This is a genomic window from Vibrio sp. McD22-P3, assembly GCF_021568915.1.
In the GTDB taxonomy this organism is placed as follows: domain Bacteria; phylum Pseudomonadota; class Gammaproteobacteria; order Enterobacterales; family Vibrionaceae; genus Vibrio; species Vibrio mediterranei.
The window spans coordinates 1-21,513 of sequence record NZ_JAKGTN010000040.1; the positions used below are offsets into that span (position 1 = coordinate 1).

Below are 21,513 nucleotides of genomic sequence, written 5' to 3' on the forward strand. Positions count from 1 at the left end.
ATACTGACTTTAAACTACCTTAGTAATCTAAAGCTATTATCGTTCCAACAGAACGATAAAGAATTGACTGTGCCAAGTCTTTCGACTTGATTGGTCACTCAGTTCATTGAAACCTAATTTGAAGCCAAAGCTTCTAATTTGATTATCATCAACGAGTGCCCACACAGATTGATAGGTTTATATTGTTAAAGAACATTCTCTTCAGAACTCTGCGTTTCGCTTTCCGTTTGAAGAGGCGGCTATTCTAGCGAGATGATTCTCAGTGTCAAACACTTTTTTGACCATCTTATCAGCTGAACGCCTTACTTACTCTCGCCTTGAACCCTTGTGGGCTCTGCCGTGTCAGTGAGGACGCATTATAGAGATCCGGATCACATTGGCAAGCGTTTTTTAGGAAAAAATACAAAAATAACGACTAAGCGTTTCTTTTTCATTCAAAGCTTTATTTATCCCACTTTATCCTTATTTTAATTACAAGTTATCCACAGAGTTATTAAAAAAGGAGGGTTTCCCCTCCTTTTTTAATAACCGATTTACTCTAGATTCCTGAACCATCTTGTTCGACGTCATCTTCATGTAAACCACATTCTCGTTTTAAGCCGTTAAAGCGAGTTTCTTCTATCTTCATTCCTAGCTTCCACTTTTCCGTCGAATGAGTATCACCAATAGAAAGATACCCTTGGTCTTTCAACGGATGGTAACTCAAGCCATGTTCCGATAAATAAGTGTCAATCTGGTCGTCACTCCAATCTATAATAGGAAGAAACTTGAATCTGCCATTTTGAATCGCTAGTACGGGCAAGTTAGTTCGACTCTCCGACTGCTCTCTTCTCAATCCTGAAAACCAAGTCTGAACACTCAAATCCTCTAAAGCTCTCCTCATCGGCTCCACTTTATTCATTTGGTTGTAACGTTTGATTCCCTCAAGACCTTGTTCCCACAGCTTTCCGTATCTTGCCTCTTGCCATTGCGGCGACAACTCTGCTTTATATATATGTAGGTTTAAGTTTAATTTCTCCTTAAGCGCATCAATAAATTGATAGGTTTCAGGAAATAAGTACCCCGTATCTGTTAACACTATCGGGGTTTCTGAACGAACCTGACTAACCAAATGAAGCATAACCGCAGCCTGCATACCAAAACTCGAGCTCAAGATATGCTGTCCAGGTAGATTTTCAAACGCCCATCGAACTCTTTGCTCTGCATTGAGCCGTTCCAGCTCTGCATTAAGCTCCGCCAGTTTTAGGATCTGTTCGGTTTTGGTGAGCGAAAGTAAATCATTTAATGTTGATTGTTCTTGGAGTTTAAGCATAGAAGTCCCTTTTCGATACTTTCACTTCTTGAATGATGCCCGCTCGAATGACAAAGTCTCCAAAGGCCTCACCTGTTTCTCGTTGTTCTGCCCACTGACCAACTAACGAATCGATATCCTCTAGGATTTGCGCTTCGGTGATGTTCTCTTTATACATTTTAGGAACACGAGTACCTGCTTTGTTACCACCTAAATGCAAGTTATAACGACCCGGCGCCTTACCAACCAACCCTATTTCAGCCAACATTGCACGTCCGCAACCATTAGGACATCCAGTGACTCGTAAGATAATGCTTTCTTCTTTATTGATCTGATGTTTATCCAAGATAGATTCCACATCAGTAACAAAGCTTGGTAGAACACGTTCAGCTTCTGCCATCGCAAGAGGACACGTAGGGAAAGCAACACACGCCATCGAGTTTTTGCGCTGTTCTGATACTGTGTCATCCATCAAGCCGTGTTCACGGGCTATCTTTTCTATCTTGGCTTTATTCGACTTGGATACTTTAGCCACAATAAGGTTTTGGTTGGCCGTCATTCGAAAATCGCCTTTATGAATTTCAGCGATCTTTGCGACGCCGCTCTTTAAAGGTTTATCCGGAAAATCCAGTAGACGTCCATTTTCAATAAAGAGTGTTAGATGGTGTTTACCATCAATACCTTCAACCCAACCAATCCTGTCGCCACGCTCTGTGAACTCATATGGTTTACTTTGCTCAAACTTGATGCCGGCGCGCTTTTCTACTTCTGCTTTAAAGACATCAATACCTACACGATCCAAAGTATATTTGGTTTTGGCATTTTTACGGTTAGAGCGGTTACCCCAATCTCTTTGGGTCGTCACTACTGCAGCAGCCACTTCAAGCGTTTTATCAAGCGGTACAAAACCGAAATCATCTGCTCTTCTTGGATAAGTACTGGTGTCACCATGTGTCATCGCTAATCCGCCACCCACCAGCACATTAAAGCCGACAAGCTTGCCCTCTTCTGCAATAGCAACAAAGTTCAAGTCATTAGCGTGAACATCCACATCATTTTGCGGTGGTATCACTACGGTGGTTTTGAACTTACGAGGTAAATAGTTCTTGCCTAGAATAGGTTCATCTTCTTGCGTTGTTTCTACTTTTTCACCGTTCAACCAGATCTCAGCATAGGCTTTAGTCTTGGGTAGTAAGTGTTCACTGATTTTAGTCGCCCACTCATACGCTTCTTGATGTAACTCAGACTCAACAGGGTTAGTCGTACACAAGACATTTCGGTTCACATCTCCAGCAGTGGCAATTGAATCAATACCAATGGAGTTCAGTGTTTGGTGCATCAACTTTATATTTGGCTTCAGTACACCGTGGAATTGGAACGTTTGACGAGTAGTCAGACGGATACTGCCATAAAGAGAATGCTCTGTTGCAAACTTATCAATAGCAAGCCACTGTTTCGGCGTTATAACTCCACCTGGCATTCTTGCTCGTAGCATGACGTTATGTAGAGGTTCAAGCTTTTGCTTAGCTCGTTCATTTCGAATATCACGGTCATCTTGCTGATACATACCGTGGAATCGTATCAACTGGAAATTATCCGCTGTAAAGCCGCCCGTTATTTGATCTTGTAGATCTGATTCGATCGTACCGCGAAGCAGATTACTTTCTCGTTTCAGGCGCTCGTTATCAGATAGTGGTCCTAACTCTTGACCTAATACTTCTTGAATAGTCACTGATTGCTTGCTCATTAGTACACATCCTTCTGATAACGTTTTGCTTTTCTTAATTCGCTGACAAACTCCTCAGCTTGTTCCGGTGATTTTCCACCATGCACCTTAGTAATCTCTAACAGTGCATTGTGTACGTCCTTAGCCATATGGTTCGCATCACCACACACATAGATATGTGCCCCCTCTTCAAGCCATTGCCACACTTGTTCACCTTGCTCTAGTAGGCGGTGTTGCACATAGACTTTCTCATGTTGATCTCGGCTAAACGCCACATCTAGACGGCTTAAGACACCCGACTTAAGGTATTTTTGCCATTCAACTTGATAAAGGAAATCTTGTGTGAAGGTACGATCTCCAAAAAACAGCCAGTTTTTACCACTATCACCTTGATTATCACGCTGTTGAATAAAGCTTCTGAATGGCGCAATACCAGTGCCTGGGCCGATCATAATAACTGGGGTATTTCCATTTTCTGGCAACTTAAAGTTGTTGTTGTGTTCTACAAATACTTTTACTTCTGCGCCTTCTTCTAGATCACGAGACAGGAAGTACGACGCACCACCGTAGCGACTCTCCTCACCAGTAGAATACTCCACCAACCCAACTGTTAGATGTACTTCTTCATCCACTTCTTCTTGACTAGAAGCAATAGAGTAAAGGCGAGGAGTTAGACGGCGTAGCAATGACAGTAACTGTGATGCTTCAAGTTTGGTTTTCTTCTCTTTAAATACGTCTAATACCTGAGTACGTCCCGCGTACTCTCGCAGCTTATCTTTGTCTTCGGCTAACTTAAGCAACTTTTTGCTGTTGGAGAGTTCAGCGTACTGGCTAACTAATTGAGGATTCGCAGCAGTAATTTCATAGTGGCGAATCAGCGCAGAACGAAGAGACAGACTTTCACCGTCAACATCGACACTTTCAATACCTGACAAACCAGCTTGAGCTAGAAGCGCGTCAACCAATTGGCTATTGTTTTCAAACCATACACCAAGAGCATCGCCTGGCTGGTAGGTGAGACCTGAGCCTTCTAAATCTATTTCGATATGACGAACATCCTTGCCAGAGTCACGTCCGGTGATTTTTTGACTAGTCAGTAACGTCGCGGTGTATGGGTTCTTTTTGGTATAGGTTACCGCAGCGGTATTATTAGCAACCGGTAGTGTTACAACCTCTGCAGCTTGAGATGCGAGGTCAGCTTTTATTTTTTCCAGAGCATTCGCACGCCACTCTTCAGCTGGTGCATCATAGTCGACATCACAGTCAATTCGGTCGATAAATGAGGTTGCCCCCAGCTTAGCTAAGAAAGAATCAAAGTCTTTACCTGTTTGGCAAAAGAACTCGTAGCTTGAATCACCTAAACCAATCACACCATATTTTAAGTTTGGAAGTTTAGGGGCTTTTTTGGACTGCAGAAATTCATGTAGCTCAATAGCGTTATCAGGCGCTTCACCTTCTCCATTAGTCGAAGCGACGATAATAACGTGCGTTTCTTTTGCTAGGTTTTTACCTTTGTAGTCACTCGCATCAAACAGCTCTACATCGATACCTAAAGTACTCGCTTCTTCTTTCAACTCTTCCGCAACACCTTTCGCGTTACCAGTTTGTGAAGCAAAGATAATTGACAGTTTTCCAGCAGGTACAGAAGCCGTGGCTGTATTTACTGCACTGGCTACAGGGGTGAGTTGGGTAGGAGCTTGCGCTTGACTCAATCCCCAAAAGTATCCGCTCACCCAAGCAAGTTGGTTAGAAGATAAATTACTCGAAGCTTGTTGAAGTTGTGAGATCTGTTGGTCATTTAATGGTGCAGCTACATTAGGTAGCTCTTGTGGTTGTGTATTGCCATTTGATGACTGTTTTACATTTGAAGACATTGTCACGACATCCCTAATCATTGCGTGACGATAGATTAACCAACCACCTTAATAACAAGAAAGAATAGATATGAATGTTTTATAACTTTTTGGAAGAAGAGAGAGGATTACTTGGCTTCAATTCGAACCTCAGTAAAGCCAACGGCCAAGGCAGACTTAGACGCTTTATCAAGATCGTTATACTGACATTCAGCACCATGAATATCAGTCAACATAAGAAAACCACCCTGCTTGTGGCGAAACTCAACAATCCAACCTTCATCAGAAGAAGACGGTTCTATGATCGCCTCGGCTAACAAGTTCTGATGGTATAGGTGCTTTAACTCAGTCATTGTCATGGTTCCCTCCAGAAATCTCGGCGTAGCTACTGTACCTAGTGCCATACACTAACTATAGCAATTACGCCTTAATCTGTAGGGATATTTGTTGCTATTTTGTTAACTTGATGGTGCTACTACTTTCTTATACAACCAAATCGCAATAAGGAACGCGATAATATACGGGAGTAAATTGAAGACGATGCCGACCATTCCCAACATAAACATCACACCAAACGAAACAACCACAGCCAGCGTTACTGTCATCACTGTTACGCCTGTCATTACCAGTGTAGCCAAAAATACCAATACGAAAATCAGTTCAAACATAACACCTCCTACGTGCTTGTGACTTCATTAACGACTTAACTTTGGTATTGCAGGAACTGTTCCAACTATTATAAACATTAGAAATCATATACTTACAAAAAACAAAAACTCCTATTGGCACTGAGCACAATAGGAGTTGGTATTATTGACCAATAAGTTGGTATCTTACACGTCAAGTTCCGCAGGTATTTTCGCTAATGCAGTTTCTAGTACCTCAATGCCGGCACCCTTCTTATGAGCATTTTCACTAATGTAACGACGCCACTGCCTCGCACCAGGCATCGCCTGAAATAAACCAATCATATGACGAGAGATATGACCAAGATACGAGCCGTTCGCTAACTGTTGCTCAATGTATGGATACATCTCTTCCACAACCTGCTTGCGCTTTTTCACTGGAGTATCCAGCCCAAAGATTAGTTGGTCAACTTGCGCAAGAATATAAGGGTTTTGATACGCTTCACGGCCTATCATGACACCATCTAGATGCTTCAGGTGTTCAAGAGACTCTTCAAGGGTCTTCACTCCACCATTCACTGCGATCTGTAAATGAGGAAAGTCTTTCTTAATTTGATAAGCACGTGGGTAATCCAGTGGTGGAATCTCTCGGTTTTCTTTTGGACTCAAGCCGCTTAACCAAGCTTTACGCGCGTGAATAGTAAATTGTTCACATCCCGCCTTTTCTGAGACAAGAGAGACGAATCGCGTCAGAAACTCATAAGAATCCTGATCGTCAATGCCAATACGTGTTTTCACCGTTACTGGAACATCAACAACTTCTTTCATCGCCGCGACACACTCTGCCACCAGCTCTGGCTCCGCCATTAAACAAGCACCAAAACGACCATTTTGAACACGATCGGAAGGACAACCCACATTGAGGTTGATTTCATCATACCCACGCTCCGCGGCAAGCTTTGCGCACGTCGCTAAGTCCGCCGGATTAGACCCACCTAACTGTAACGCTACCGGATGTTCTTCTTCGTTATACGCAAGAAAATCACCTTTACCGTGGATAATCGCACCTGTTGTTACCATTTCGGTATACAACAACGTTTGCGATGACAATAGACGATGGAAGTAACGGCAATGTCTATCTGTCCAATCGAGCATGGGCGCAACGGATAAGCGGTTTGATTGGAATTTACTTGTGTTATCTGGCTTGGTCATTGTTTTACCTAATAATTTTACCCATCAAATCCGCTTTGAATATCGTGGAATTTTCCATGCTTCCCTGATAAAGCGGTTATCGTCATCAAGAAAAAGCAGCCAATCATACACAGAGAGCGGAAGAGTTTCAAAAAGAAAGCGAAGTAGCTAATCATCTAACCAACACAGATATCGCCATGCCTAACGGCCAATAACGGCGCTTTAAAGACCACCAGCTACCTCGAGCTAGCTTGCGGGTTTTATTTCAAACCAACGACTGTTGTCCTTATCATTACAACGAAACGATTTTGTTATTGTGTTTCTATTTGATTGAGTGATTTGGATACAAATATGCAAATCACGATTATCTCGTATCGGTGTACGTTCACTTTCTCCATGCTGATTCAGCACTCTAAAATGCTGCGTCTTACGATATTTGTCTAAGTTGTTTAGTGATATTTGAGTCTCGCAGTACACTGATATCGAATGTTTACTGAGTCTTTTGGCAACAGAGATACTCTCCGTTTTTTGCAAACACAGCTTAGATGATGTTTTATACGGGCTAAATTGAGACTGCATCCGAGTTTTGCGCTTACCAATGATTCGAAAACTTCCAGGTCGAATCAATTTATATCTTCGGTAGAAATTAAATTTGTTAAGCTGCTTGGTGATCTTTACTTTGAGAACTTCTTTGACAACATCACGCCCACCATAAAGCAAGCAGATCAATATAAGTAGACTCAAAGTCAAATGTCCATCCTGTTTCATCAAATGAACATTGAACATTAACACGACTGACATGGCGAGCATGCTGCTTAAAGCAATGGTTATCAGGTGGTTTACGGATGCACGGCGCTGAGTGCACAAGTGCTCATGCCGATAAGCTGGCCAACTAGAGGCAAACTCTTCGATTTCATCATGGTAGCCCGTTCCACGATATGCTTTCTTTCTCTGTTCGTATGGACGCCAGCCTGCAATATGGTTGCGTTCAAACAAAAGTCGAGAAAGACAGTTCAACACAGATTGCGATGACGACTCTGCGTGATTGTCTCTCAACCTTTCATAGAGTTTTAACAGCTCTTGGCATGCGATGACTAATAAACGTTGATGTGATGAGCGCGCCGATGGGCAACGCTCAAACAAAAGAGCAAACTTATAATTTACCCTCTCCACCTGCCAACACAAAGACGGCACGCCAGGGTATCCAGACTCACAACAAACCGAAAGACACTGTGCACGTATCGCAGTATGGAACGACGTTAGCCATTCCACTAGTCTACTTTCAGTTGCAGGACACCAGTTACCCATTTCCAGAGCGATGAACTCCAGTCGAGCTTCTTCAGTTAATAGACTAACAGTGTTGTGATAGAGGAATGTTGAACGGTACAGATCATCCGTTGCCTCCTCACTGAAATTTGCAACTGAATAACGTTGGCCATCCATATAGATCTTGATATCTATGGTTCCAACCTCACCACCCCGTAGCATCTGGGACACCACTATAGCGTTGCTCGCTCTCCATTCTATATTCATGGTGACAGCTCCTACCCTGAGGTTAAGACAAACCGAGTAATCGAGTAGTACAGAAAAAATAGATTAGCAGCCCACCAATATCAACGATGGTGGTTATCGCTGGGCTAGCGACAACGGCAGGGTCAAGGTTGAGTCGTTTAGTCATCATAGGCAGCATAGCGCCAATAACGGTAGAAGAGACTATTTGGAAGAAGAGTGCTAAGCCAATTGCACAGCCCAACATGGTTAATGTCAGATTCGCCGGCAACTCAACGCCATAAGACAGTAAACTCACTTTCCCTAAAGTAATAACAGCCAGTACACCACCAATAACAATGGCAATGCGTGTCTCCTTCCACAACACTGACAGCCAGTCACGCAGCTTGACGCTTCCTAACGCCAGAGAGCGCACCATCACAGTCGCAGACTGCGTACCAGCATTACCACCAGAGTCCGCTATCATTGGCATGTACAAGGCCAAAACCGTAAACGCTTCAATTGCATCTTCATAACTATGGATCACCATACCGGATAACAAACCCAATATGGCTAAGCCTATTACCCAGACAATACGCTTACTCACATGCTCCATAACAGACAGGCTCATATAGTCGCCGACATGACCATCTTGCTGAATGCCCATCAATCGTTCCATGTCTTCAGTTTGCTCTTCGGTAACGATATCTATCGCCGATTTAGCCGATAGCAAACCAACAGGAAGCCCCTGACTATTTAAGATTGGTACAACGTCAAAACGACTTTGTTTGAGTAGCGCCACCGCATGTTCTTGTGATGCACTAAAATGACAGCTGATGGCATGCTGGACAATCTCGGACAGTTTTAAATTAGGTTGAGACTTAAACAAAATATCCAGTTTAATTAAGCCAACAAACCGTCCCAGATCGTCGACGATAGTAAGACAGGCAAACTCAACATACAGACTGTTCAATGCTTTTTTCGCCTGCTCTACGGACATATCATGATAGAGCACTGTCATTGCTGCGGAATTAACAGTATGGATAACGGGGTGCCTTGCTTGAAGAAACCGCTCTACATCTTGCTGATAATCGAACCCCTCTAGAGAATAAAGTCGTTGAAGCGACTCTGCCGATAACTGCTGAGTAAAACAAAGCGTTTGCTGAATGTACTCAGCGTTAAAATGTTGGTTAAGCTTTTGTATCTCACGCATTTCAATCCAATGATTAAAAAGAGTGAAATCTACTTGAGTCGTGCCGGACTCGAAGCTAACGGTTTGGTGATGGCTGTATTCGTTTACGGTGTTAATAATGGTCATGATAACGCACCTTTTTATTAGATATGACGATCCCTTGCTCCATTCGAGCAATAGACAAAAAAATTCATTTTCAGGTGGTTACTAACAAGATAGCGTTTGAGTTTCAGAGAAAGAAACCAACGTCATTTTAAGAGGGCGAGAAAAGTTGAAGGGGGTAACAATGCTTAGTCCATATTACTCCAATAAGATCCGCGCTCTTGAGCTAGTAATCCACCTTCGACTGTCGTTTTCCATAATATTTCTCCTGTGAAAATATGGGCGCATGGTAGGTATCCGACTCCTCATAGTCAACAGTGCGAATATACAACTTGGCAACTTTGATGTTGCAAAATATTTCATCCCTTTGTTCAGAGCCACCAGCAGAATAAAGTGACGAATCGGTCAATACGAAAATTCGAGTCAGCCTACTAACGATCTACGTGGGGAATTAGTATAAAATAGTCGGACTTCGCTAAGACAGGTGACCATGTGAATCAAAAGCTAATACAACAATTGGAAGATATCTGTTCCGCAAGAGGTGTGCGACTCACTCCTCAGCGCCGAACTGTTTATGAGCTTATTTGTGAAAATAAGAAGGCCTCTAGTGCTTATGAATTATTAGAACAGCTCAAAGTCAGTGAGCCAAAAGCTAAACCGCCTACCGTGTATCGCGCTCTAGACTTTCTTTTAGAACAAGGTTTTATTCACCGAGTTGAATCAACTAATAGCTTTATCTCATGCTGTTCATTTGGTGAGCATAAGCACTACTCTCATTTGTTGATTTGTGATAAGTGCGGCAATGTCGTTGAACTACAAGATGATATTCTGATAGCCTTGTTGAATAGTAACGTTGAAAAACATGGCTTCCAGTTCTCCAATCACGTTATTGAATCTCATGGCATTTGTCAGACGTGTTCATCATTGGAAGTTGAAAATAAATAGAAGAAGTTATGCGCGCTGAATTTGTAAACCCGTTTTTAGCCTCCTTAATAAATGTGCTAAAAACCATGGCGACGATGGAAATCAAACCATTAAAACCAAGAATTAAGAAAGATGAGATTGCTCGCGGGGACGTATCTGGTCTTATCGGGATGGTAGGCAACCAAACTCGTGGTTCAATGTCGATCACATTTGAAGAGGGGCTTGCACTCGAAATCATGCAGAACATGCTCGGCGAGAAACCACACGGTCTCAATGAAGAAGTAACCGATATGGTCGGTGAAATCACCAATATGGTCACTGGTGGTGCAAAACGGATTTTAGCTGAGAATGGCTTCGATTTTGATATGGCAACTCCAGTGGTTGTCTCGGGTAAAGGACATACCATCAGGCATAAATGCGATGGAGCGATCATCATCATGCCTTTTACCTCTGAATGGGGTGATGCATTTATCGAGATTTGCTTCGAGTAAACTCTCTTTCACTTAAACAAAATAAAAAAGGCTCCGGTTGGAGCCTTTTTTATTATAGTTTTCTGCGCAGAAGCAACATGGCTATGGTTAAAAACACCAAACTAGGCCCTAAGGCACCAAACAACGGCGACATCCCATATACAAGGCTAACTGGCCCAAAGAATTCACTCGAAATGTAGAACGTAAAACCTGCGATGACACCAGAGAGAATACGCGCACCCATAGTTACACTTCTTAAAGGACCAAACACAAAAGACAGTGCCATTAACATCATTACCGCGACTGAAATTGGCTGTGTCGCTTTACGCCAAAATGCCAGTTCATAACGAGATGCATCCTGTTCAGAGTCTTTCAGGTATTGGGTATAATCCCACAATCCACTTAACGGCAACTCATTAAGATCCACAGTAACAATCGCTAGCTTGTCAGGCACCAGTGAAGTTTCCCAAACTTGCTTGTCGAGCGTCTCTTTTGATAATGCCTCATCGTTTTTCATGTCTGTAATTTGAATTCGGTGCATCTCCCAACGATTATCGCCTAGATAATCTGCTGATTCCGCAAACACCGTTTCTTTGAGCTGTTTATTCTCACCGAAGCGCCAAATATTCAATCCTTCAACAGACTCGCCATTGACCTTAGAGATAAAAATGAAGTCGTTCGCATCCCGAGCCCAGACACCATTCCTAACCGATACAATGCTACCTCCGGATGTCGCTTGAAGGCGCAAATCGCGAGCCATTTGCTGAGTGGTTGGTGCCCCCCACTCCCCTAATGCCATCACTACCACCATCAAAGGCACTGCCGTCTTAAGTACTGAAAGACCAATACGTAGCTTCGAAATCCCGGCAGCTTGCATAACAACAAGCTCGGAGCTGCTCGCTAACATACCTAAGCCGACTAAGGAGCCCAGTAGCGCAGCCATAGAGAAAAACAACTCAATATCACGCGGCATCCCTAATATCACAAAGTACAATGCCGACAGCATGGTGTAGCTCCCCTCGCCAACTGAACGAAGCTGTTCGACAAATTTGATCACAGCAGATAAGCCAACGAAAACCGAGAGCACTAATATGATCGTGGTAATGATTGTCTTACCCACGTAGACGTCTAGTATTCTAAACACGCTCTAAGCTACCTCTCGTCTTTGCATGCGCTTACGACGCAGTTTCTCTCTGAATTTCCTCACACCGACCGTATCCCAAGTATTGACACCGATCGCGGCAAGCAGCAATGCAAAGTTTACTGGCCATAATCCGATGTACGACGGAAAAGCCCCATCTTCTAGCGCCGATTTCATTGCACTGATCGCCATAAAATAAGCGAAGTAAGCCAAGATTGCTGGCCCCATTTTGGCAAACTTGCTTTGCCTTGGGTTTACCGCCGACAAAGGCACCACCAACATGGTTAATAATGGAATACATACCACCAAGGAAATTCGCCAATGAAGCTCGGCTTGCGCTTTAGGATCAGGGTTACCCAATAACTCCATAGTGGGTATGGCCATCCAAGAGCGCCCACGCTGTTGGACTTCACGCTGCCCAATGACCCCTTCATAATCGGTAAACTCTGTAACCATATACTCAAGACGAGTCGGCACCCCTTCATAACGAACACCGTCATAGAGCGCAATCACTTGTCGACCATCACTTAACTCTTTTACATCACCAGATTTCGCCGATATCACACTAGGTAACACCGAATCTCTTGGATTTAACTGAGCAACGAAGACATTGGTTAGCTTTTTATCTTTTATGCTGTCAATAAAGACAACCGAAGAACCGTCAGGGGTTCGTTGGAAGCTACCCGTTTGCAAAAGCTCCACCGAGTTTTCCGATGCAAGCCGTTCACGAATCTGCACTTCTTGCTCTTGAGTCCAAGGGGCTAACCAGAATGCATTAAACGCAGCTAGAGAAGTGGTCAGTACCGCTAAATACATAGCCGCACGAATAAGAAACTTATTACCTATCCCGGTCGCATTCATTACCGTGATTTCACTTTCTGCGTATAAACGCCCGAAAGTAACTAGGATTCCGATATAAATACTCAATGGGAACATCAATAGTCCCATTGTCGGCATACTAATACCCGCTAAAGTCATAATCAGACCAGCAGGAATATCTCCATCGGAAGCATCAGCAAGCACTTGGATAAATTGACGACTGAAAAACACTAAAAAGAGCACTAAAAAGATGGCTAATTGGCTCTTAACTGTTTCTCTGATCAAATATCTAACAATAATCACAGTGAAAACACCTATACAAAACTTGTTTTTTTGATTGAATCGCTATAGTTTTCGGGTAAACCTTTTATTTTTTACTTTTTTGATCGATTCTTATCTTTAGATTATAGGCCGAAATGGCTCATAGGATTCAAGCATTAAGAATCGATTATCCAACATTTAGTTCTATTTGTCTTTAGGATGTAGGAGTACGCATGGAGTTTAGTGTTAAAAGTGGCAGTCCAGAGAAGCAGCGTAGTGCATGCATCGTCGTTGGCGTATTTGAGCCACGTCGTCTCTCTCCGGTTGCAGAGCAGCTTGATAAAATCAGCGATGGCTATATTAGCTCTTTGCTACGTCGTGGTGACCTAGAAGGTAAGCCAGGTCAAATGCTGCTGCTGCATCAAGTACCTGGGGTGCTTTCAGAGCGCGTTCTGTTAGTTGGCTGTGGTAAAGAGCGAGAGCTTGGTGAGCGCCAATATAAAGAAATCATTCAAAAAACCATCAGCACGTTGAACGAGACTGGTTCTATGGAAGCCGTATGTTTCCTAACAGAGCTGCACGTTAAAGGCCGCGATACATACTGGAAAGTACGTCAAGCTGTTGAAGCAACGAAAGATGGTCTTTATACCTTCGATCAATTCAAGAGTAGTAAACCAGAAACACGTCGTCCACTGCGTAAGCTAGTATTCAACGTACCTACACGTCGTGAGTTAAATCTTGGTGAAAAAGCGATTGCTCACGGTCTAGCGATTGCTTCAGGTGTTAAAGCGTCGAAAGATCTTGGCAACATGCCACCAAATATCGCAAACCCAGCTTATCTTGCTTCTCAAGCTCGTCGCTTGGCTGATGATTACGACACCATTTCAACCAAAATCATTGGTGAGCAAGAAATGGAAAAACTAGGTATGACGTCTTACCTAGCTGTCGGTCGTGGATCAAAGAATGAATCTATGATGTCTATCATGGAATACAAGGGCAACCCAGATCCAGATGCGAAGCCAATTGTTTTAGTTGGTAAAGGCCTAACGTTCGATTCAGGCGGTATCTCACTAAAACCTGGCGAAGCCATGGATGAGATGAAATACGACATGTGTGGCGCAGCATCGGTATTCGGTACCATGAAAGCGCTGGCTAAGCTGAACCTGCCGATCAACGTGGTTGCAGTACTAGCAGGCTGTGAAAACATGCCTGGCAGTAATGCCTATCGCCCAGGTGATATCCTCACAACTATGTCTGGCCTTACAGTTGAAGTATTAAATACGGACGCAGAAGGTCGCTTGGTTCTGTGTGACGCATTAACTTATGTCGAACGCTATGAGCCGGAATGTGTTGTTGATGTTGCCACTCTTACGGGTGCATGTGTGATTGCACTAGGTCATCATATCAGTGGTGTGATTTCAAACCACAACCCACTTTCACATGAACTTGTTAACGCCTCTGAGCAAGCTGGCGATCGCGCTTGGCGTCTACCAATGGCAGACGAATACCAAGAGCAACTAGCAAGCCCATTTGCTGATATGGCAAACATTGGTGGCCGCCCTGGTGGTACGATTACAGCTGGTTGTTTCTTATCTCGATTTGCTAAGAAATATCACTGGGCACACTTAGATATTGCTGGTACGGCATGGAAATCAGGTAAAGCGAAAGGCTCAACGGGTCGTCCTGTCTCGCTACTTGTCCAATTCTTGCTAAACCGCAGTGGCCAAGAGACTGAAGAGTAAACAGAAGGGCCGAAAGGCCTTTTTTATTGCTTACCAATAACCAGAGCAAAGCGACATTTCACATGAATACGGCAACCTTCTACATCATTAATGAAGACTCCGAACAAGCCTCTCAACAGGGGTGGTTTGCCTATGTGCATTTTCTCTGTCGCCATTTTACTGCGCAAGGTGCCAAACTCTATATTAACTGCAGTGACAAAGCCGAAGCTGAGTTGTTGGCTGAGTATTTCTGGCAAGTGACTCCCGAACAATTTATTGCCCACAATCTCATTGGTGAAGGACCTAAAAATGGCACGCCGGTAGAGATTGGTCATGAGGGCCTTAAACCCAGTTGGAATAGGCAACTAGCAATAAATTTGGCGAATAGTCACGCAACCTTTGCGCAGTCCTTTGGTCAAGTGGTAGACTTCGTCCCTTGCGAAGAAAAAGCTAAGCAAACTGCGCGAGAAAGGTATAAAATTTACCGTCAAGCGGGCTATCAGCTTCAAACCATTGAGATTCAACATTCAGAATCCTAATCAAGGTCAATCCTTATAAGTAAGCGTTAATTTCCCTGCGTTTATTTATAAGGTTTGGCAAATTTCTTTCACAGATTAAAGTAAGTATCCAGAAAGCTATGGAAAAGACATATAACCCACAATCTATCGAACAAGCTCTGTATAAGACTTGGGAAGAGAAAGGCTACTTTAAGCCTCACGGTGACACGACTAAAGAATCATACAGCATCATGATCCCGCCACCGAACGTCACTGGTAGCCTACATATGGGTCATGCATTCCAAGACACCATCATGGATACGCTAATCCGTGCCGAGCGTATGAAGGGCAAAAACACCCTTTGGCAAGTAGGTACTGACCACGCTGGTATCGCAACTCAAATGGTCGTTGAGCGTAAGATTGCCGCTGAAGAAGGCAAGACTAAGCACGATTATGGCCGTGAAGCTTTCATCGACAAGATCTGGGAATGGAAAGGCGAGTCTGGCGGCACAATTACTAAACAGCTTCGCCGTCTAGGCGCATCTGTAGACTGGGATCGTGAGCGATTTACTATGGATGATGGCCTATCTAATGCCGTTCAAGAAGTCTTTGTTCGTCTATACGAAGATGATCTTATCTATCGTGGTAAGCGCCTAGTTAACTGGGATCCAAAGCTACACACAGCGATTTCTGATCTAGAAGTTGAAAACAAAGACAAGAAAGGCCACATGTGGCACTTCCGCTACCCTCTAGCTGATGGCGTAAAAACAGCAGAAGGTAAAGACTACATTGTTGTCGCAACTACTCGTCCAGAAACTATGCTGGGCGATACTGGTGTTGCGGTAAACCCTGAAGATCCTCGCTATAAAGATCTTATCGGCAAAGAAATCCTGCTTCCTATCGTAGACCGTCGTATTCCAATCGTAGGTGACGAGCATGCTGATATGGAAAAAGGCACGGGTTGTGTGAAGATCACACCTGCACACGACTTTAACGACTATGAAGTTGGTAAACGTCACCAGTTGCCAATGATCAACATCCTAACGTTCAATGCAGATATTCGTGACGCAGCAGAAGTATTCACCACAAATGGTGAAGCAAGCGATGCGTATTCAACAGAGCTTCCAGCTAAATATCATGGCATGGAGCGTTTCGCTGCTCGTAAAGCTATCGTTGCCGAGTTCGAAGAGCTTGGTCTTCTGGACGAAATCAAAGATCACGATCTGACCGTACCTTATGGCGACCGTGGTGGCGTGGTAATTGAGCCCATGCTAACTGACCAATGGTATGTTCGTACTGCACCTCTAGCAGAGACAGCAACCAAAGCAGTTGAAGATGGCGAAATCCAATTCGTGCCTAAGCAATATGAAAACATGTACTTCTCTTGGATGCGTGACATTCAAGACTGGTGTATCTCTCGCCAGCTATGGTGGGGTCACCGCATTCCAGCATGGTATGACAACGACGGTAACGTTTATGTAGGTCGTACCGAAGAGGAAGTGCGTGAGAACAATGGTCTAGCGCCAGTTGTTGTTCTGCGTCAAGACGACGACGTTCTTGATACTTGGTTCTCATCTGCACTGTGGACATTCGGTACTCAAGGCTGGCCAGAAAACACTGATGACCTGAAAACTTTCCACCCATCAGATGTACTGGTTACAGGTTTCGACATCATCTTCTTCTGGGTTGCTCGCATGATCATGATGACCATGCACTTCTGTAAAGATGAAAACGGCAAACCACAGGTACCATTCAAGACGGTATACGTTACGGGTCTAATCCGTGACGAAAACGGCGACAAGATGTCGAAGTCTAAAGGTAATGTTCTTGACCCAATCGATATGATTGATGGTATCGATCTTGAGTCTTTAGTAGAGAAGCGCACTGGCAACATGATGCAACCTCAACTAGCGAAGAAGATTGAAAAGAACACTCGTAAGACATTCGAAAATGGTATCGAACCTTATGGTACTGATGCACTTCGTTTCACTCTTGCAGCAATGGCATCTACTGGTCGTGATATCAACTGGGATATGAAGCGTCTAGAAGGTTACCGTAACTTCTGTAACAAGCTATGGAACGCAAGCCGTTACGTGCTTATGAACACAGAAGATCAAGATTGTGGTTTCAACGGTGGTGAGATTGAATATTCACTTGCAGACAAGTGGATCGAGTCTCAGTTTGAACTTGCTGCAAAAGAGTTCAACGGTCACATCGACAACTACCGTCTAGATATGGCTGCAAACACCATTTATGAGTTCATCTGGAACCAATTCTGTGACTGGTACTTAGAGCTGACTAAACCCGTTCTATGGAAAGGTAACGAAGCTCAGCAACGTGGTACACGTCGCACGCTGATCACAGTATTAGAGAAGACATTGCGTCTAGCTCACCCAGTACTCCCATACATCACTGAAACTATCTGGCAGAGCGTCAAACCTCTTGTTGATGGTGTTGAAGGTGATACGATCATGCTTCAAGCGCTTCCTCAGTTTGAAGAAGCAAACTTCAACCAAGAAGCACTTGACGATATTGAGTGGGTGAAAGCATTCATCACTAGCATCCGTAACCTACGTGCTGAGTACGATATTGCTCCAAGCAAAGCGCTAGATGTCATGCTTAAAGTTGCTGACGATAAAGACGCTGCTCGCTTAGAAGCGAACAAAGCAGTTCTTGTCTCTCTTGCTAAGCTTGAAGACATCAAAGTACTGACAGCTGGCGAAGAGACTCCAGCATGTGCTACAGCACTGGTTGGTAAATCTGAGCTTATGATTCCTATGGCTGGTCTAATCGATAAAGATGCAGAACTGGATCGTCTAGCGAAAGAAATCGCTAAGACACAAGGTGAAGTAAAACGTATCGAAGGCAAGCTTGGTAACGAAGGTTTTGTCGCGAAAGCACCTGAAGCAGTTGTTGCGAAAGAACGTGAGAAACTTGAAGGTTACAAAGAGATGTTAGTTAAACTGGAAGAGCAAAAGCAAACTATTGACGCGCTTTAAGCTTAGCTAAATCCATATAAAAAACCGAGGGCCTAGCTCTCGGTTTTTTATTGGCTAACAACTATTATTTCAAGAATTACTTCAAGACCGTTTCAAGTGCTTTAAGACATAAGGCAACGTTCTCTCTTCTGGCCCCATACCCCATCAAACCAATTCGCCATGCTTTACCAGCTAACGCACCTAAACCCGCACCAATTTCTAAGTTGTACTGTTCTAAAAGCTGAGAGCGCACTGCTGCATCGTCAACACCTTCCGGCAAGTAAACAGCATTAAGCTGAGGTAATCGGCTGCATTCTTCAACAACGAAGCTCAACCCAAGCTGTTCTAGTCCTTCTTTGAGCAACAAGTGCATGTCTTTATGGCGCTGCCATGCATTCTCTAGTCCTTCATTTTTGAGTAAGACTAGCGACTCATGCAATGCGTACAAACTATTCACTGGCGCGGTATGGTGATAGCTGCGCTTCCCTTCTCCACTCCAATAGCCCAAAACCAAGCTCTGATCGAGGAACCAACTCTGAACGGTCGTTTTGCGAGATTTAATTACCTCAATGGCCGCTGGAGAAAGCGTGACTGGTGATAATCCCGGCACACAGGATAAGCACTTCTGACTTCCGGAATAAACTGCATCTAGTTGCCATTCATCCACCAATAAAGGCACCCCACCTAGAGATGTCACAGCATCAACAATAGTCAGCATATCGTTTTGCTTAGCAAGCGAACCCAGAGCCTGCGCATCACTTACAGCTCCAGTGGATGTCTCAGCATGAACAAACGCTACTATTTTTGCATCTGGATGCTCGGCGATCGCTTGTTCTACTTTAGCCACAGAAACAGGCGCACCCCATTCATCTTCTACGACAATAGCTTCACCGCCACAACGAACCACATTCTCTCGCATACGTTCGCCAAACACACCATTACGACAAACAATAACTTTGTCGCCTGGCTCGACGAGGTTTACGAAGCATGTTTCCATACCAGCACTACCGGGCGCTGAAACGGCGATCGTGAAGTCATTTTGTGTCTGAAATGCATACTTTAGCAGCACTTTAAGTTCATCCATCATACCGATGAAGAGCGGATCTAGGTGACCAATCGTTGGACGACTCAAGGCTTGCAATACTTGTGGGTAAATATCTGATGGGCCAGGCCCCATTAACGTACGGTGAGGGGGCACAAAGCTAGAAATAGTCATGGGCAATCCTTTAATGATTTATTGTAGTAATAAGTAAAATATCCTAAGGAAATTCAGTCTGTTCCACAACGGAGTAAAAATCAACATTTTTGCAACATCCAACCACTCAGTTTTTTATGGTTAAATTGTGAATCTTCATTGACTTTTCACGCTCAAAAACGTTGAATAAACACACTATCTGTAGCAACCACTAAAAAGCTACAGCGGAAGAGGAGCACTGCCCAGGCAGGTAATCATGTGAAGCCGCAACTTCTATACATGTTACTGATGGGGAGCAGTGCCGAGATGAACTCAATTTGCAGGATTAAGTTTGTCGGTTGAACGGGCTGAATCCCTTTAACTGTCACCAAGTGATTGGTGAAGAGCTTCTGAGGTCCATTCTTTATTCGGATTCCTCCGCTCTATTTTTCTCTTCAAACATCGGATGTTGGGTTACCAACCTTATTATTACTACTGGAAGTCCTGGAGAATTACTGTGAGCGCATTCAATGTAGCTAAATTTGGCGGAACAAGCGTCGCCAACTTCGAAGCCATGAGCCGTTGTGCTGAGATCATCGAAAATAACCCACAAACGAAGCTGGTTGTAAGCAGCGCATGTTCTGGAGTCACCAACATTTTAGTTGAGTTGGCAAATGGAGTAAAAGACGAAGCGCGCCGGGCTGAGCTCATCAATAGACTTAGAGCTATCCATACTGACATTATGTCGCAGCTCAAAGACACCTCTTCTATCGAGAAGCGTGTTGAAGCACTCGTTGAAAAAGTTGCGACTTTATCCGAGGCTGCTTCTATTGCAACATCGGCAAAGCTCACTGATCACTTAGTGGCGTGTGGTGAGAGAATGTCGACTCATATTTTGACTCGATTAATGCAGGAGCGCGGGGTCGACGCTGTGCGTTTTGATATTCGCGATGTCCTGAAAACGGATAGTGACTACGGCAAAGCCGAACCAAATCTAGAAGCGACTAAGCAATTAGCCGATGAGAAGCTTATCCCACTGTGTCAGCAACATGTTGTTGTCACTCAAGGCTTTATTGGCTCTGATGAGGAAGGTGAAACCACAACACTTGGCCGAGGTGGCAGTGATTATAGTGCTGCACTTATCGCAGAAGCGGTAGAAGCTGCGGGGTTAGAGATCTGGACCGATGTCCCAGGAATTTATACAACGGACCCTCGTATTGCTCCGAATGCACGCCCTATTCCAGAAATCAGCTTTAGTGAAGCCTCCGAAATGGCAAACTTTGGTGCGAAAATCCTACATCCTTCAACACTTTTACCAGCATTACGTCACCAAATCCCTGTGTTTGTCGGTTCATCAAAAGCGCCGCAAGAAGGTGGTACTTGGGTACGACAATCCGTAGAAAGCGCACCGCTATTTAGAGCATTGGCGCTACGTAACAATCAAACTATGGTAACACTGCGTAACCCTAAAATGTTCCAAGCGTATGGTTTCCTTGCAGATGTCTTTACCGTATTGGCAAAACACAAAATCTCTGTTGATTTGGTCACTACCTCAGAAGTCAGTGTTTCACTTACACTTGATCAAACTGATACGAGTGGCGGTGCACCAGAACTTCCTGCTCAAGCTCAACAAGAACTAGAGCAGCTCTGTACAGTCGAGGTCAAACAAGGATTAAGCCTCGTCGCGCTGATTGGTAACAACATGAGTGAGACAAAAGGCTCTGCCGCTGAAGTATTCGATACTCTGGATGAATTTAATATTCGTATGATCTGCTACGGTGCTAGCCCACATAACTTATGTTTCCTATTAGATGAAAACGAAGCAAAACAAGCCGTTAAAGCACTTCATGAAGAGCTGTTTGAATGATAGCAATGGTTGAATGAAATGGCCTCGTCGTTAGACGGGGCTTTTTTATATCAGATAGAACAGTATAAAGAGTTAGATAGGATATCTTCAGACAATAAAAAACCCGACGCTTTCGCATCGGGTTTTCTAATAAGTGGCGGAGTGGACGGGACTCGAACCCGCGACCCCCGGCGTGACAGGCCGGTATTCTAA

Annotated in this window: 17 protein-coding genes and 1 riboswitch; of the genes, 6 read left to right on the forward strand and 11 right to left on the reverse strand. The window is 44.0% G+C overall.

The features are described from left to right. Positions 1–538: 538 nt before the first annotated feature. The 8 genes from L2W36_RS26445 to L2W36_RS26480 all read right to left on the reverse strand — a co-directional run bounded on the left by L2W36_RS26445 (position 539) and on the right by L2W36_RS26480 (position 9,493). A complete protein-coding gene (locus L2W36_RS26445) occupies positions 539–1,312 on the reverse strand; it encodes a phosphoadenylyl-sulfate reductase (RefSeq protein ID WP_236111985.1) in 774 nt (257 codons plus the stop codon). Beyond that, positions 1,305–3,038: an assimilatory sulfite reductase (NADPH) hemoprotein subunit gene (gene cysI, locus L2W36_RS26450; protein ID WP_236111986.1), complete on the reverse strand. Its 1,734-nt coding sequence runs from the start codon at positions 3,036–3,038 to the stop codon at positions 1,305–1,307. Before cysI ends, L2W36_RS26445 begins: the two co-directional genes overlap by 8 nt. Then, complete coding sequence (locus tag L2W36_RS26455; protein WP_107307603.1) at positions 3,038–4,912, reverse strand: assimilatory sulfite reductase (NADPH) flavoprotein subunit; 1,875 nt, start codon at positions 4,910–4,912, stop codon at positions 3,038–3,040. Before L2W36_RS26455 ends, cysI begins: the two co-directional genes overlap by 1 nt. Before the next feature lie 86 nt (positions 4,913–4,998). Then, positions 4,999–5,229, reverse strand: a complete 231-nt coding sequence (locus L2W36_RS26460; protein WP_031495170.1) for a hypothetical protein — start codon at positions 5,227–5,229, stop codon at positions 4,999–5,001. A 99-nt stretch (positions 5,230–5,328) separates the two neighbouring features. Beyond that, complete coding sequence (locus tag L2W36_RS26465) at positions 5,329–5,538, reverse strand: envelope stress response protein PspG (RefSeq protein ID WP_006073098.1); 210 nt, start codon at positions 5,536–5,538, stop codon at positions 5,329–5,331. Between the two features lie 165 nt (positions 5,539–5,703). Further along, on the reverse strand, positions 5,704–6,708 hold the full coding sequence (gene dusA / locus L2W36_RS26470; RefSeq protein ID WP_236111987.1) for a tRNA dihydrouridine(20/20a) synthase DusA: 1,005 nt from the start codon (positions 6,706–6,708) through the stop codon (positions 5,704–5,706). Positions 6,709–6,933: 225 nt separating this feature from the next. Continuing rightward, positions 6,934–8,220, reverse strand: coding sequence for a hypothetical protein (locus L2W36_RS26475; RefSeq protein ID WP_236111988.1), 1,287 nt, complete (start codon positions 8,218–8,220; stop codon positions 6,934–6,936). 22 nt (positions 8,221–8,242) lie between these two features. After that, positions 8,243–9,493 (reverse strand): magnesium transporter, encoded by a 1,251-nt coding sequence (locus L2W36_RS26480; RefSeq protein ID WP_236111989.1) that lies wholly within the window; start codon positions 9,491–9,493, stop codon positions 8,243–8,245. Positions 9,494–9,961: 468 nt separating this feature from the next. On the opposite strand from L2W36_RS26480, the gene zur reads away from it, so the two are divergent. Both zur and L2W36_RS26490 read left to right on the forward strand, forming a co-directional pair. Beyond that, on the forward strand, positions 9,962–10,414 hold the full coding sequence (gene zur / locus L2W36_RS26485) for a zinc uptake transcriptional repressor Zur (protein WP_006073191.1): 453 nt from the start codon (positions 9,962–9,964) through the stop codon (positions 10,412–10,414). A gap of 8 nt (positions 10,415–10,422) precedes the next feature. Next, on the forward strand, positions 10,423–10,884 hold the full coding sequence (locus tag L2W36_RS26490; protein WP_006073193.1) for a chemotaxis protein CheX: 462 nt from the start codon (positions 10,423–10,425) through the stop codon (positions 10,882–10,884). Between the two features lie 52 nt (positions 10,885–10,936). Here L2W36_RS26490 and lptG read toward each other — a convergent pair whose 3' ends face one another. Together lptG and lptF are read right to left on the reverse strand one after the other, a co-directional pair. Next, the gene (gene lptG, locus L2W36_RS26495) at positions 10,937–12,007 is read right to left on the reverse strand and encodes an LPS export ABC transporter permease LptG (protein WP_006073195.1); all 1,071 of its coding nucleotides are present in this window, start codon (positions 12,005–12,007) and stop codon (positions 10,937–10,939) included. 3 nt (positions 12,008–12,010) lie between these two features. Continuing rightward, entirely contained in the window at positions 12,011–13,126 is a 1,116-nt protein-coding gene (lptF, locus tag L2W36_RS26500; protein ID WP_006073198.1) for an LPS export ABC transporter permease LptF, read from the reverse strand. A 191-nt stretch (positions 13,127–13,317) separates the two neighbouring features. Between lptF and pepA the strand changes: the two genes are divergently transcribed. From pepA to L2W36_RS26515, 3 genes are all read left to right on the forward strand, one after another. Then, complete coding sequence (pepA, locus tag L2W36_RS26505; RefSeq protein ID WP_006073199.1) at positions 13,318–14,826, forward strand: leucyl aminopeptidase; 1,509 nt, start codon at positions 13,318–13,320, stop codon at positions 14,824–14,826. Positions 14,827–14,888: 62 nt separating this feature from the next. Then, positions 14,889–15,344 (forward strand): DNA polymerase III subunit chi, encoded by a 456-nt coding sequence (locus L2W36_RS26510; RefSeq protein WP_006073201.1) that lies wholly within the window; start codon positions 14,889–14,891, stop codon positions 15,342–15,344. A 98-nt stretch (positions 15,345–15,442) separates the two neighbouring features. Further along, positions 15,443–18,301, forward strand: coding sequence for a valine--tRNA ligase (locus tag L2W36_RS26515; RefSeq protein ID WP_236111990.1), 2,859 nt, complete (start codon positions 15,443–15,445; stop codon positions 18,299–18,301). Positions 18,302–18,377: 76 nt separating this feature from the next. Here the strand turns inward: L2W36_RS26515 and L2W36_RS26520 are convergent, their stop codons facing one another. Next, positions 18,378–19,496, reverse strand: coding sequence for a pyridoxal-phosphate-dependent aminotransferase family protein (locus L2W36_RS26520; RefSeq protein WP_236111991.1), 1,119 nt, complete (start codon positions 19,494–19,496; stop codon positions 18,378–18,380). Positions 19,497–19,695: 199 nt separating this feature from the next. After that, positions 19,696–19,872, forward strand: a riboswitch (Lysine riboswitch). Positions 19,873–19,920: 48 nt separating this feature from the next. On the opposite strand from L2W36_RS26520, the gene lysC reads away from it, so the two are divergent. Beyond that, positions 19,921–21,321, forward strand: coding sequence for a lysine-sensitive aspartokinase 3 (gene lysC / locus L2W36_RS26525; protein WP_236111992.1), 1,401 nt, complete (start codon positions 19,921–19,923; stop codon positions 21,319–21,321). Positions 21,322–21,513 lie beyond the last annotated feature (192 nt).

What these genes read in the sequence shown, in the direction of transcription:
- L2W36_RS26445 (WP_236111985.1), bottom strand. Translation starts at nt 1,312, where the DNA reads ATGCTTAAACTCCAAGAACAATCAACATTAAATGATTTACTTTCGCTC.
- cysI (WP_236111986.1), bottom strand. Translation starts at nt 3,038, where the DNA reads ATGAGCAAGCAATCAGTGACTATTCAAGAAGTATTAGGTCAAGAGTTA.
- L2W36_RS26455 (WP_107307603.1), bottom strand. Translation starts at nt 4,912, where the DNA reads ATGATTAGGGATGTCGTGACAATGTCTTCAAATGTAAAACAGTCATCA.
- L2W36_RS26460 (WP_031495170.1), bottom strand. Translation starts at nt 5,229, where the DNA reads ATGACAATGACTGAGTTAAAGCACCTATACCATCAGAACTTGTTAGCC.
- L2W36_RS26465 (WP_006073098.1), bottom strand. Translation starts at nt 5,538, where the DNA reads ATGTTTGAACTGATTTTCGTATTGGTATTTTTGGCTACACTGGTAATG.
- dusA (WP_236111987.1), bottom strand. Translation starts at nt 6,708, where the DNA reads ATGACCAAGCCAGATAACACAAGTAAATTCCAATCAAACCGCTTATCC.
- L2W36_RS26475 (WP_236111988.1), bottom strand. Translation starts at nt 8,220, where the DNA reads ATGAATATAGAATGGAGAGCGAGCAACGCTATAGTGGTGTCCCAGATG.
- L2W36_RS26480 (WP_236111989.1), bottom strand. Translation starts at nt 9,493, where the DNA reads ATGACCATTATTAACACCGTAAACGAATACAGCCATCACCAAACCGTT.
- L2W36_RS26490 (WP_006073193.1), top strand. Translation starts at nt 10,423, where the DNA reads ATGCGCGCTGAATTTGTAAACCCGTTTTTAGCCTCCTTAATAAATGTG.
- pepA (WP_006073199.1), top strand. Translation starts at nt 13,318, where the DNA reads ATGGAGTTTAGTGTTAAAAGTGGCAGTCCAGAGAAGCAGCGTAGTGCA.
- L2W36_RS26510 (WP_006073201.1), top strand. Translation starts at nt 14,889, where the DNA reads ATGAATACGGCAACCTTCTACATCATTAATGAAGACTCCGAACAAGCC.
- L2W36_RS26515 (WP_236111990.1), top strand. Translation starts at nt 15,443, where the DNA reads ATGGAAAAGACATATAACCCACAATCTATCGAACAAGCTCTGTATAAG.
- L2W36_RS26520 (WP_236111991.1), bottom strand. Translation starts at nt 19,496, where the DNA reads ATGACTATTTCTAGCTTTGTGCCCCCTCACCGTACGTTAATGGGGCCT.
- lysC (WP_236111992.1), top strand. Translation starts at nt 19,921, where the DNA reads ATGTTGGGTTACCAACCTTATTATTACTACTGGAAGTCCTGGAGAATT.